We start from the raw sequence: 12189 nt of genomic DNA on the forward strand, positions 1-12189 counted from the left end.
TGCTCACTCCCCCAGCCCCGCCGGGCCGCCGGCGAGCAATCGTTCGAAGCCGGCCTCGTCGAGGATGGGCACCCCGAGCGACTCTGCCTTCTCGGCCTTCGAGCCGGCGCTGGCTCCGACAACGACGTAGTCGGTCTTCCGGCTCACCGAGCCGGCCGCCTTGCCGCCCCGAGTGAGGATGGCCTCCTTGGCCCCGTCGCGGCTGAACCGCTCGAGCGAGCCTGTGACGACGACCGTGAGTCCCTCGAGGGTCCGAGGAGTCGACTCGTCGGTCTCATCGGCCATGCGGACGCCAGCGGCGGCCCACTTGTCGACGATGTCGACGTGCCAGTCGACGGCGAACCAGCTCAGCACAGCCTCCGCGATCACCGATCCGACGCCGTCGACCCCTGCCAGTTCCTCCGCCGACGCGGCACGGATCGCGTCGAGGGAACGGAAGTGCGTGGCCAGCGACCTGGCTGCCGTGGGGCCGACGTGGCGGATCGACAGGCCCACGATCACCCGCCACAGCGGCTGTTCCTTCACGGACTCAAGGTTGGCGAGCAGCTTGTGCCCCACCGTCGAGAGCACCCGGCCGTCGCGCACGGGTACGGCGTCGTCGACGAGTTCGGCGGGTTTGGCCGCACGGGTGTAGAAGTCGGTGGCGAGCAGGTCGTCGGCGGTCAGGGCGAACAGGTCGCCCTCGTCGGTGAGGTGACCGGACTCGAGCAGCGCCCCCGCCCCCTCCCAGCCGAGCGCCTCGATGTCCAGGGCCCCGCGCGAGGCGAGCCCGAAGAGCCGCTCCTGCAGCTGGCTGGGGCACGACCGGGCGTTCGGGCAGCGGATGTCCTTGTCACCCTCCTTCTCCGGGCGCAGCTCGGTGCCGCAGGAGGGGCAGTGGGTCGGCATCACGAAGGCCCGCTCGGTGCCGTCCCGCAGCGCGACGACGGGCGCGACGATCTCGGGGATCACGTCGCCCGCCTTGCGGAGCACGACGGTGTCGCCGATGAGGACCCCCTTGCGCTCCACCTCGAAGCCGTTGTGCAGCGTCGCCCTGTCGACGGTGGAGCCGGACACGAACACCGGCTCCATCACCCCGTAGGGCGTCACCCGACCCGTGCGGCCGACGCCAACCTGGATGTCGAGCAGCTTCGTGTTCACCTCCTCCGGCGGGTACTTGTACGCGATGGCCCACCGCGGCGCCCGCGACGTCGTCCCGAGACGTGCCTGCTCGGCGAGGTCGTCGACCTTGACGACGATGCCGTCGATCTCGTGGGTCAGGTCGTGTCGGTGTTCGCCGTAGTAGGAGACGAACTCGGCCACCTCGGCCGCGGAGCCGACAACCTTGCAGGTCTCGGCGACGGGCAGCCCCCACTCCTTCATGCGGGCGTAGGCCTCGCTCTGCGAGGAGAACGCCACGCCCTCGGCCGTGCCGACGCCGTGCACCGTCATCCGCAGCGGCCGCCCTGCAGTGACCTGCGGGTTCTTCTGCCGCAGCGAGCCGGCGGCCGCGTTGCGGGGGTTGGCGAACGGGGCACGCCCCGCCTCAACGAGCGACTCATTCAGGGCAGCGAAGCCCGCCGTCGGGAAGAAGATCTCCCCGCGGACCTCGAGCACGTCGGGCGCGTCCCCCCGCAGCCGGTGCGGGATCCCGGCGATGGTGGCGACGTTCGGGGTCACGTCCTCGCCGACGCGACCGTCGCCGCGGGTGGCCGCGACGCTCAGCCGGCCGTTGAGGTACAGCAGGTTGACGGCGAGCCCGTCGATCTTCAGCTCCACCAGATACCGCTCGGCGGGGGTCCGGATCAGCCAGGCGGCCAGCTCGTCGTCGCTGAACACGTTGTCGAGGCTCAGGAGCCGGGCGCGGTGCTCGACGGGCCGGAAGTCGGTGACGGTCGCCGTCCCGACGCGCTGCGTGACCGAATCGGGCGTCACGAGCGACGCGTGAGCCTCCTCCAGCGCCTCCAGTTCGCGCATCATCTGGTCGTAGGCCGCGTCGGAGAGCACCGGCGCGTCGGCGCCGTAATAGGCCTCCTGCGCCTCCGTCAGCGCCGTGTTCAGCTCGGTCCAGCGGCGTCGCAACTCCGGGGAGGTGACGCCCTGATCCACGCGTGGCTCTTCACTCATGGCGCCATCGTTCCACACCCTGGCGGCGCTCATTCGACGACGCAGCGGGCCAAATCCCCTGCGGCAGCGTCTCCAGGCGCCAGAATAGGACGGACCGACATCCGTCGCGCCCGCGGCGGACCCAACGAGGAGCAGCCCCCATGGCGACCGCCAACATCACCCGCGACGAAGCCGACGCCCGTTCGAAGGTCATCTCGACCATCGCCTACGACGTCGTCGTCGACCTCACCGGCGCAGGCGTGGCCGAACCGACCCGCCAGTTCCTGTCGACCACCGCGCTGCGGCTGGCCTCGACGGGCGGGGTCACGCACCTCGACATCATCGCCGACGAGATCCGTGAGGCCAGCGTCGACGGTGAGACGTTCGACGTGGCCGGATTCGACGGGTACCGCCTACCGCTGCCCGACCTGAGCGAGGGCGAGCACGAGGTCCGCGTCGTCGCCGTCTGCCGCTACTCCAACTCCGGCGAGGGCCTCCACCGGTTCATCGACCCCGCCGACCAGCGCACCTACCTCTACACCCAGTTCGAGACCGCCGACTCGCGGCGCATGTACGCCGTCGCCGAGCAGCCGGACCAGAAGGCCACGTTCAAGCTGACGGTGCTGGCACCCATCGACTGGGTCGTGTTCACCAACTCCGCGAGCGTCCAGCCCGTCGACATCGGCGACGGCATGGGCCGCTTCGAGCACGCCGCGACGCCCCGGGTGTCCACGTACATCACCGCGCTGGTGGCCGGCGACTTCCACGTCGTGCACGGCACCGTCGCCTCCGACGGCCGCGAGATCCCCGCCGCCGTCGCCTGCCGGCAGTCGCTGGCGCAGTACCTGGACGCCGACCGGATCCTGACGACGACGCGTCGCGGCTTCGAGGTGTTCGAGGAGTCGTTCGGCGTCGCCTACCCGTTCGACACCTACGACCAGATCTTCGTCCCCGAGTTCAACGCGGGCGCGATGGAGAACGCAGGCTGCGTCACGTTCCGCGACGAGTACCTGTTCCGCTCCCGGGTGACGTCGCGCGAGCTGGACGCGCGCGACAACACGATCCTGCACGAGCTCGCGCACATGTGGTTCGGAGACCTGGTCACCATGCGTTGGTGGGACGACCTGTGGCTGAACGAGTCGTTCGCCGAGTGGGCCTCGCACTTCGCCAACGACGAGATCGCCCGCCGCTACGGCACCGACGCCAACCCGTGGGCCTCCTTCAGCAACGAGCGGAAGGCGTGGGCCTACCTGCAGGACCAGCTGTCGACCACGCACCCGATCGCCGCCGACATGTCGGACCTGGAGAAGGTCGAGCAGAACTTCGACGGCATCACCTACGCCAAGGGCGCCTCGGTGCTCAAGCTGCTCGTGTCCGTCGTGGGGCGCGAGCCGTTCCAGGCGGGCGTGCGCCGCTACTTCGAGAAGCACGCCTGGGGGAACACACAGCTCTCCGACCTGCTCGTCGAGCTGGAGGCCGCGTCCGGCCGTGACCTGTCCTGGTTCTCCTCCGAGTGGCTCGAGACCACGGGCGTCAACACCCTGGCGGCCGACTTCGACCTGGACGATGAGGGCCGCTTCACGCGCTTCGCCATCCGCCAGACGGCGCCGTCCGACCACGCGACCCTGCGGACGCACCGCCTCGGCATCGGCATCTACGCGCTGACGGACGACGGCGCCCTCGAACGCACGCGCTACGTCGAGCTGGACGTCGCCGGCGAGAGCACCGACGTGACCGAGCTGGTGGGCGCCGATCGGGGCGACCTGATCCTTGTCAACGACGGCGACCTCACCTACACGAAGGTCCGCCTGGATGAGCGCTCCGTGCAGACGTTGACCGGGCACTTCGCGGGGCTGAGCGATCCGCTGGCCCGGGCCGTCGCCTGGACCGCGTTCTGGGAGATGACCCGGGACGCCGAGCTCCCCGCCCAGCGTTACGTGGCTCTGGTCCTGGCCGGCCTCGCCTCCGAGACCGACATGGCCGCCGTGTCGACGCTGCTCGCGCAGGCGTCTGCGGCCGCGCTGTCCTTCACCGCCCTGAGCTCAGGGCCGACCTCAACTCCACGCTGGTCGCGGGCGTCGCGCGCCTCCTCAAGGCAGCCGAGCCGGGTTCGGACACCCAGGTGCTGCTCGCGAAGTCGCTGATCGCCGCCTCCCGCTCCGACGAGGCCGTCGAGCTGGTGCGCGGCTGGCTGAACGACGAGGAGGTCCCCGCCGGGCTCGCCATCGACACCGGCATGCGGTGGGCGATCACCGCAGCGCTGGCGAAGCTGGGCGTCTTCGGGCAGGACGACATCGCCGCCGAACTGGAGCGCGACGCGACCTCCGCCGGCGCCGAGGAGGCGGCCGGCGCCGCCGCCGCGATGCCGGACGACGACGCGAAGGCGGAGGCGTGGGCCCTGGCCACCGACGAGGCCGACGTGGCGAACGAGACCCACCGCGCCATCTGCATGGGCTTCTGGCGCTACGGCCAGGACGAGGTGCTGGCCCCCTATCCCGCCGCGTACCTCGACCTGCTCGGCCGCATCTCGCGCCGTGAGGGCATCTGGCAGAGCCGCGGCTACGCCGCGATCGGCACCGCGCTGCGTTGGCTGTTCCCGACCCCGTTGGTCACCGACTCGCTGGTGGCGACGATCGCCAGCTGGCTCGAGGACAACGAGCCGAGCGAGCAGGTGCGACGCACCGTCACCGAGCGTCTCGACGAGGCCAGGAGGGCGCTGCGGGCGCAGGAGGCCAGCCGCCGAGCCTGAGCCGCCCGACCGTACGGGAGATACCAGAGTGGTATCATGGCTTCATGGCCATGACTCTACGACTGGACCCCGAAGACGAACGGGCCCTCGCCCTGCTCGCCGAGGCCGAAGGTGTCAGCAAGCAGGAGGCAACCGTGCGGGCGATCCGCGAAGCGGCAGCACGACGGGTGCGCGAGGACAAGATTCGCGACCTGTCCGCGACCGCCCGGGCCCGGTACTCCGACCTGCTTGACCGGCTCGGCCGGTGACGCAGTACCTCACCCTCGAAGACGTCTTGTTCCTGATCGACGACCTGGGTGTGGGTCCGGTGCGCGACATCGGCCTGCTCGACTCCGCCGTCCACCGGCCAGGGGTGACTTTCTTCGGCAGGGAGGCCTACCCGGGGATCGATGACAAGGCTGCTGTGCTGCTGGAATCGCTGGTCGGCAACCGCGCCTTGGTCGACGGGAACAAGCGGCTCGGCTGGCTGGCCGTTGTGGTGTTCTACGGACTCAACGACCTCGCCCTCGATGCCCCCGACGATGACGCCTACGACCTCGTGATTGCCGTCGCCAGCGGCGCCATGCGCTACTCCGACGTCGCCAGACACCTCGCCTCCTGGCGCTGACCGTCAGCGGCAGATGTGCGCGTCACCGGGCACGCGGAAGCGGCGCCGAGACGATAGTCCCGGCGCCGCCCACGAGATGGAGGGAATCAGTCCGCGGCCACGACCTCGGTGGAGCCGGGCGCGGCATCCTTGCTGCGGCCGACGAGCTTCGGCGCGAACACCAGCAGGGTGACGACGGCGGCGAAGGCCAGCGGGCCGACGGCGGTCAGCATCAGGAGGTGGAAATCGGACAGCGGCTCCGGCTGGGGCCAGCCCGGCGGGACCTCGAGGGGCAGCAGGTTCATGGCGGCATGGTAACCGATCCGGGGCCAGGTCGGCTCACTCACCCGTCAAACCGTTAACCACGCCCCCTACCGAACCCGCTCCCACGACTCGACGGGGCCCTCCACCTCCACGAACAGCGGGTGCGGCCCCAGCCGGTCGGGCAGGCCCGGCAGCAGGTCAGGCGAGCGGATCTCGAGCTTGGCGGCCAGGTGGGCCCGCTCGAACGCCAGCTGTCCCGTGGTCACCGGAAGGGCGCCCGCGTCGGCGCCCTGCCGGTCGATGCGGGTGCGGTCGAAGCGGTAGCCGCGGCTGTCGGCCTCGTCGGCCAGCGCCGTCAGGTAGGCGCCGACGGCGCCGAGGGGATCGGGTGCGGCCCGGAAGCGCTCCAGCTGCGGATGATGCCGGTAGCCGGCCGTCCTGCCCGCCAACACCGCCTGCGCCAACAACGCCTCCCGCCAGCCGGCGATCAGCGCCTGCCGGTCGAGATGCCGGGATGGATCGACCACATTCGCATGGCCGCGAGCCTAGCGCCGTCGGGCACACCCTTCGTTGCGCCGCCGGGCAGCCCTTCCACAGCGCCGGCCACGGTCCGCAGGGCAACATCGTGTGCGGTAGATTGCTGGCGATCACGGGAGGTGCGATGACTACTCCGCGGGCGGTGCTCTCCGCAGAGGACATGCGTTGGGCGATGACGCGCATGACGCACGAGATCCTCGAGAAGAATCACGGGGCCGACAACGTGCTCCTCCTGGGAATCCTCACCCGCGGTGCACCGCTGGCCGCCCGGCTGGCCGCGATCGCCGCCGAGCAGGGCCACGAGCTCACCGTCGGCCAGCTCGACATCACCATGTACCGCGACGACCTGCGAGATCAGCCGACCCGACGCCCCGGCCGCACCATCCTGCCCGTCGACCTCGACGACCGCGTCGTCGTCCTGGTGGACGACGTGCTCGAGTCCGGCCGCACCGTCCAAGCCTCGCTGCACGCGCTGGCCGATCTGGGTCGCCCGCGCGCCATCCAGCTGGTCACGCTGGTCGACAAGGGCCACCGTCAGCTGCCGATCCAGGCGGACATCGTCGGACGCCTCCTCCCGACGGCCCGCGACGAGCGGGTCCGGGTCCGACTCACCGAAACCGACGGCGAGGACCTCGTCACGATCGAACGGAGCGCCGAGTGAAGCATCTCCTGGGCATCGCGGACCTGAGCCGCAACGAGATCGAGACGCTGCTGGCCACCGCCGAGGAGATGCACGACGTGCAGTCCCGGCCCATCAAGAAGCTTCCTGCGTTGCGGGGCCGCACCGTCGTCAACCTGTTCTTCGAGGACTCGACGCGGACCCGTTCCTCGTTCGAGCTGGCCGCCAAGTGGCTGAGCGCCGACGCGATCAACGTGTCGGCGAAGGGGTCGAGCGTCAGCAAGGGCGAGTCGATGCGCGACACGCTCATGACGCTGGATGCCATGGGCGTCGACGCGATCGTCATGCGTCACGCGGGCTCCGGCTCGGTCGCGCAGGCGGCGGGCTGGGTCCGGGCCTCCATGATCAATGCCGGCGACGGCATGCACGAGCACCCCACGCAGGCGCTGCTCGACGCGCACGCCATCCGCCGTCACCTGCGCTCCATCGGTCAGAGCGACGACCTGGCGGGCAGGCGCGTCGCCATCACCGGCGACCTGCTGCATTCGCGCGTCGTCCGCTCCAACGTCCTGCTGCTGGGCAAGCTCGGCGCCTCGGTCGTCATGGTCGCCCCGCCCACGCTGCTGCCGCCGGGCGCCGAGACGTGGGGCGTCGACGTGACCAGCGACTTCGACTCGGTGCTGCCCGACGTCGACGTCGCCATGATGCTGCGGGTCCAGCGGGAGCGGATGAGCGGCGGCTTCTTCCCCTCCGAGCGGGAGTACATCGACGGCTACGGGCTGACGGCCCGCAGACTCGCGTCGATGAAGCCCGGCGCCTGCATCGCCCACCCCGGCCCACTCAACCGCGGTCTCGAGATCTCCTCCCCCGCCGCGGATGCCGCCTCCTCGATCATCCTCGACCAGGTCTCGTCCGGAGTGGCCGTGCGGATGAGCGTCCTCTACCACCTGCTGGCCGGCGACGCCGGCGCCTAGAAGGGACCCGATCATGACCACCGTGCTGCGCTCCGTCACACTGCCGGACGGCACCCGCACCGACCTCGTGATGCGCGACGGGCTCATCGTCGACGACGCGGGCAGCGGCGCCGACGTGCTCGACTGTGACGGCCTCATCGCCCTTCCCGGCCTCGTCGACGTGCACACGCACCTGCGTGAGCCCGGCCGCGAGGACACCGAGACCGTCCTGAGCGGCTCCCGGGCTGCGGCCCGGGGCGGTTTCACTGCCGTCTGCGCCATGGCCAACACGACCCCGGTGACCGACACGGCTGAGAAGGCCGAGCACATCGACGACCTCGGCCGCCGGGCCGGGCTCGTCGACGTCGCCGTCATCGGCGCCATCTCCAAGGGGCTCGCGGGCCAGGAACTCGCAGAGCTCGGCCTGATGAACCGATCGGCCGCTCGGGTGACGATGTTCTCCGACGACGGCTTCTGTCTCATGAATGCGCAGCTGATGCGCCGCGCGCTCGAGTGGGTCAAGCCGTTCGACGGCGTCATCGCGCAGCACTCGCAGGACTCCAACCTCGCCGGTCCCGGCGCCTGCTGCCACGAGGGCGAGCTCTCCGGCCGGCTCGGGCTGGGCGGCTGGCCGCCCGTCGCGGAGTCGGCGATCATCGCGCGTGATGTGCAGTTGGCCGAGGCCGTCGGCTCACGGGTGCACGTGTGCCACGTCTCGACGGCCGAGGGCGTCGACGTCATCCGCTGGGCGAAGGCCCGCGGCGTGCGCGTCACCGCCGAGGTCACCCCGCACCACCTGCTACTGGGCACCGGCGAGCTCGTCGGCTACGACACCACGTTCAAGGTGAACCCGCCGCTGCGCACGGACGAACACATCGAGGCTGTTCGGGCCGCGCTGGCCGACGGCACGATCGACGCCGTCGCCACCGATCACGCGCCGCACGCGACCCACGACAAGGACCACGCCTTCGTGGATGCACGGCCGGGCATGCTCGGCCTGGAACAGGCGCTGTCGGTGGTGCTGGAGACGATGCTGAATCCAGGCAGGATCGGCTGGGAGACCCTGGCCGAACGCATGAGCCACACGCCCGCGCGGATCGCGAAGCTGGGCGGTCAGGGCCGTCCGCTGGCGGCCGGGGAGCCGGCGAACCTGGTGCTGGTGGACCCGTCACGGATCACGACGGTGGACAGGGAGTCGTCGGCGTCGCTGAGCCGGAACAACCCGTACCACGGTCGCTCGCTGCCCGACCCGGTGGAGGCGACGTTCTTGCGGGGCCGGGAGACCTTCCGCCGCTGAGGGAGAGCTGGTTCCTGAGCCCGTCGAAGGATGGTTCCTGAGCCAGTCGAAGGATGGTTCCCTTCGAGACGCCCTCGTTCCTCGGGCTCCTCAGGGAGCGCCTGAGCCTGTCGAAGGACGGGTCAGTATTCGTCGGTGGGTGCCGGGGTCTTGTTGGGTCGGAGATACAGGGTGGAGTCCATGGTCCAGCCCCGGACGGGTTGCTGGTCCGGCGGATCGTGACGCGGCGGCGGCACTGGGTCGGGAATGTGGGGTTCAATTTCCCAGCCGTATCTGGCTTTGAAGATCAACCCGTCGGGCCGGTTCGGATTCCCCTCGATGGTGAACTCGCCCCGGTGATGCTCGCGATGATGATGCGTACACAGCGAGATCAACTCATCGATATCCGTCGAGCCACCTTTGCTCCAGTGACGCTTGTGATGATTCTCGAGGAACCGGGTCACCGGGCAGCCGGGATACCGGCAGCCGCCGTCACGATCCTCCACCAGCTTCCTGGTCCGGTCGGGGACGATCCGCATCGAGCGTCCCACCGACACCGGCGACGCGTTCTTCAACCACACCGGCCGGATGCTGCCGTCGCAGGTGATCCGCTCCACCAGATGCGCCGGCAAAGCGCCCTGCTTGTTGATCCAGCCCTTGCCATCGGCCTCGAGGTGGACCAGCACCTTGTAATGCTGCCGGCGTGACCCGGATTCGACCGAGCTGAGGGAGCGGGACGCGACCTCGAGGATCGCGTCAGCGAACGTGGCCTCGGCGTGGCCGGCGGTGAACAGCGCGTCCTTCGCCTCCCGCAACGCCTGCTCCACCAACGCACCTTCGAGGGCGTCGGCTTCGTAGCGCAGCTGGAACCGGCCCCCCAACGTGCCCATCTGCAGGGTGGGCCCCTCATCCCCAGACGGCCCGGGCCTGGGCGTTGCGTACTCGTCAGGTGGCTCTTCGAAGCCGTACTTCGGCAATGCCCGACGCAGCTGCTGCACCGTGGCATGCTCGACGAAGACGGAGACGGCGTCGCTGTAGGAGGCGGGAACATTCCGGGCGACCACCGTCATCTGATCCAGGCTCACGGTCCCGGCCGCCATCTTCTCTTCCAGCACGGGAAACTCGCCACGGCGGCGGGCGATCGCGACAATGTCACGGGCCCGCGCCGGAGACGTCGCGCACATGACGCTGAGCCAATGCTCGGGGGATTGGATGCCATTCTCGGCCCAGGTGAATGTGTCGAGAACCTCTGCGGTCAGGGCGATGAGTTCGTTGTTCAACTGGGCCAACTGCCCGGCGATCACACCCGCACGTTCCGCCGCTTCCTCCCAGCGGAGCAGGGTGTTAGTGTGGTCGGACAAACTCATAACTAATTGTACATCCGGGCGATTATCAGATCAAGAGTCTGTCACACGCAATTCTCGGCCACCGTCCCGCGACCCGGTCGCCCCAGTCGGCCCCCGACGCCGTCCGGCTACGCTTGGCCCGAATCCGACGTCGTCCTAGGAGAATCTCTGTGACCAGTGGTCAGCTTGCCAACATCGGCGTGATCGGCATGGCGGTGATGGGCTCGAACCTCGCCCGGAACCTCGCCCACCGCGGGCACCGCGTCGCCGTCTACAACCGCACCACCTCCAAGACCGACGCTGTGATCGCCGAGCACGGCAGCGAGGGCGACTTCCGCCCGGCCGCAGAGCTGGCCGACTTCGTCGCCTCCCTGGAGCGCCCGCGCCGCATCATCATCATGGTGAAAGCCGGCGCCGGCACCGACGCCACCATCGACGCCCTCATCCCGCTGCTCGAGGAGGGCGACATCGTCGTCGACGGCGGCAACGCCTTCTTCGAGGACACCCGTCGCCGCGAGGAGAAGCTCCGCGGCCACGGCCTCCACTTCGTCGGCGCCGGCATCTCCGGCGGCGAGGTCGGCGCCCTCGAGGGCCCCTCGATCATGCCGGGCGGCTCCCCCGAGTCCTACGAGGCGCTGGGCCCGATCCTCGAGTCAATCGCCGCACAGGTCGACGGCGAGCCCTGCTGCACCTACATCGGCACAGACGGCGCCGGCCACTTCGTCAAGATGGTGCACAACGGCATCGAATACGCCGACATGCAGTTCATCGGCGAGGCCTTCGAGTTGCTGAAGGCCCTCGGCCTCAGCCACGACGAGATGGCCGACGTCTTCGCCACCTGGAACACCGGCGACCTTGACTCCTACCTCATCGAGATCACCTCCGAGGTCCTCCGAAAGAGGGATCCGAACACCGGCGCGCCGCTGGTCGAGGTCATCGTCGACGCCGCCGGCATGAAGGGCACCGGCACCTGGACGGTGCAGTCGGCCCTCAACCTCGGCACCCCCGTCAACAGCATCGCCGAGTCGGTGTTCGCCAGGGCGATCTCCTCGGCCCCGGAGCTCCGCGCAGCCGCGCAGAAGGCGCTGCAGGGCCCCGACGGCGCGATCAACGTCGCCGACCGCGACCTGTTCATCGACCAGATCCGGCAGGCGCTGTGGGCGTCGAAGGTCGTGGCCTACGCCCAGGGTCTCGACGAGATCCGCATGGCGGGCCTCGAGTACGGCTGGGACATCAACGTCGGCGAGGTCGCCAAGATCTGGCGCGGTGGCTGCATCATCCGCGCCAAGCTGCTCGAGCGCATCCGCTCCGAGTACGCGGCGAACCAGCTCGTCACGCTGCTGGAGGCCCCGTCGGTCGCCTCCGGGCTCGCCGACGCGCAGGACGCGTGGCGTGAGGTCGTCGCCGTCGCCGTCCGCGCCGGCGTGCCCGTCCCCGGCTTCTCGTCGGCGCTGGCGCACTACGACCAGGCCAGGGCGCCGCGCCTGAACGCGGCCCTCACGCAGGGGCTGCGCGACTACTTCGGCGCGCACACCTACAAGCGGGTCGACCGCGAGGGCTCGTTCCACATCAACTGGTCCACCGACGGCGCCGAGGTCGACGGCACCGACACCCACTGACACGGTCGTGACGACGCGAGGGACGCCATCCGGCGTCCCCCGCGTTCGTTTCCCCACGTCAGGCGCCTGTCGGTGTCCGGTGGCAGACTTTGCGCATGCATGAAGCGCTGCGCCGATTCTCCGCCCCGGCAGGAGAGTGGTTCACGGATGTCTTC

General features: G+C 69.9%; 10 protein-coding genes and 1 pseudogene. 7 read left to right on the forward strand and 4 right to left on the reverse strand.

Translation table 11 applies throughout. From position 1 onward, the window contains the following. Positions 1 to 3: 3 nt before the first annotated feature. A complete protein-coding gene (gene ligA, locus H9L22_RS07990) occupies positions 4 to 2106 on the reverse strand; it encodes an NAD-dependent DNA ligase LigA (protein WP_187722284.1) in 2103 nt (700 codons plus the stop codon). Positions 2107 to 2246: 140 nt separating this feature from the next. On the opposite strand from ligA, the pseudogene pepN reads away from it, so the two are divergent. From pepN to H9L22_RS08005, 3 genes and pseudogenes are all read left to right on the forward strand, one after another. Beyond that, positions 2247 to 4834, forward strand: a pseudogene (pepN, locus tag H9L22_RS07995) (aminopeptidase N). 44 nt (positions 4835 to 4878) lie between these two features. After that, positions 4879 to 5082: a CopG family transcriptional regulator gene (locus tag H9L22_RS08000; protein WP_187722285.1), complete on the forward strand. Its 204-nt coding sequence runs from the start codon at positions 4879 to 4881 to the stop codon at positions 5080 to 5082. Continuing rightward, positions 5079 to 5441 carry a type II toxin-antitoxin system death-on-curing family toxin gene (locus H9L22_RS08005; RefSeq protein ID WP_187722286.1) on the forward strand — a complete coding sequence of 121 codons (363 nt, stop codon included), beginning with the start codon at positions 5079 to 5081 and terminating at the stop codon, positions 5439 to 5441. The genes H9L22_RS08000 and H9L22_RS08005 overlap by 4 nt, the downstream gene beginning before the upstream one ends. Before the next feature lie 86 nt (positions 5442 to 5527). Here the strand turns inward: H9L22_RS08005 and H9L22_RS08010 are convergent, their stop codons facing one another. Beyond that, the gene (locus H9L22_RS08010) at positions 5528 to 5725 is read right to left on the reverse strand and encodes a hypothetical protein (protein ID WP_187722287.1); all 198 of its coding nucleotides are present in this window, start codon (positions 5723 to 5725) and stop codon (positions 5528 to 5530) included. Between the two features lie 66 nt (positions 5726 to 5791). Further along, a complete protein-coding gene (locus H9L22_RS08015; protein WP_226966215.1) occupies positions 5792 to 6211 on the reverse strand; it encodes a pyrimidine dimer DNA glycosylase/endonuclease V in 420 nt (139 codons plus the stop codon). A 134-nt stretch (positions 6212 to 6345) separates the two neighbouring features. On the opposite strand from H9L22_RS08015, the gene pyrR reads away from it, so the two are divergent. Genes pyrR through H9L22_RS08030 form a run of 3 tightly spaced genes read left to right on the forward strand, consistent with a single transcriptional unit; the run spans position 6346 to position 9090 of the window. Next, entirely contained in the window at positions 6346 to 6882 is a 537-nt protein-coding gene (pyrR, locus tag H9L22_RS08020; RefSeq protein WP_187722288.1) for a bifunctional pyr operon transcriptional regulator/uracil phosphoribosyltransferase PyrR, read from the forward strand. Further along, positions 6879 to 7814: an aspartate carbamoyltransferase catalytic subunit gene (locus H9L22_RS08025; RefSeq protein WP_187722289.1), complete on the forward strand. Its 936-nt coding sequence runs from the start codon at positions 6879 to 6881 to the stop codon at positions 7812 to 7814. The genes pyrR and H9L22_RS08025 overlap by 4 nt, the downstream gene beginning before the upstream one ends. A gap of 13 nt (positions 7815 to 7827) precedes the next feature. Then, positions 7828 to 9090 (forward strand): dihydroorotase, encoded by a 1263-nt coding sequence (locus tag H9L22_RS08030; protein WP_187722290.1) that lies wholly within the window; start codon positions 7828 to 7830, stop codon positions 9088 to 9090. A 122-nt stretch (positions 9091 to 9212) separates the two neighbouring features. On the opposite strand, the gene H9L22_RS08035 is transcribed toward H9L22_RS08030, so the two are convergent. Continuing rightward, positions 9213 to 10436 (reverse strand): HNH endonuclease signature motif containing protein, encoded by a 1224-nt coding sequence (locus H9L22_RS08035; RefSeq protein WP_187722291.1) that lies wholly within the window; start codon positions 10434 to 10436, stop codon positions 9213 to 9215. A gap of 143 nt (positions 10437 to 10579) precedes the next feature. On the opposite strand from H9L22_RS08035, the gene gndA reads away from it, so the two are divergent. Beyond that, positions 10580 to 12034, forward strand: coding sequence for an NADP-dependent phosphogluconate dehydrogenase (gene gndA / locus H9L22_RS08040; RefSeq protein ID WP_187722623.1), 1455 nt, complete (start codon positions 10580 to 10582; stop codon positions 12032 to 12034). Positions 12035 to 12189: the final 155 nt, after the last annotated feature.

Origin of the sequence: Tessaracoccus defluvii (assembly GCF_014489575.1) — a bacterium.
In the GTDB taxonomy this organism is placed as follows: Bacteria; Actinomycetota; Actinomycetes; order Propionibacteriales; family Propionibacteriaceae; genus Arachnia; species Arachnia defluvii.

Excerpts from the sequence above, each read along its gene's own strand:
- H9L22_RS08030 (WP_187722290.1), top strand. The coding sequence starts at position 7,828 with ATGACCACCGTGCTGCGCTCCGTCACACTGCCGGACGGCACCCGCACC.
- H9L22_RS08035 (WP_187722291.1), bottom strand. The coding sequence starts at position 10,436 with ATGAGTTTGTCCGACCACACTAACACCCTGCTCCGCTGGGAGGAAGCG.
- H9L22_RS08000 (WP_187722285.1), top strand. The coding sequence starts at position 4,879 with ATGGCCATGACTCTACGACTGGACCCCGAAGACGAACGGGCCCTCGCC.
- ligA (WP_187722284.1), bottom strand. The coding sequence starts at position 2,106 with ATGAGTGAAGAGCCACGCGTGGATCAGGGCGTCACCTCCCCGGAGTTG.
- H9L22_RS08010 (WP_187722287.1), bottom strand. The coding sequence starts at position 5,725 with ATGAACCTGCTGCCCCTCGAGGTCCCGCCGGGCTGGCCCCAGCCGGAG.
- pyrR (WP_187722288.1), top strand. The coding sequence starts at position 6,346 with ATGACTACTCCGCGGGCGGTGCTCTCCGCAGAGGACATGCGTTGGGCG.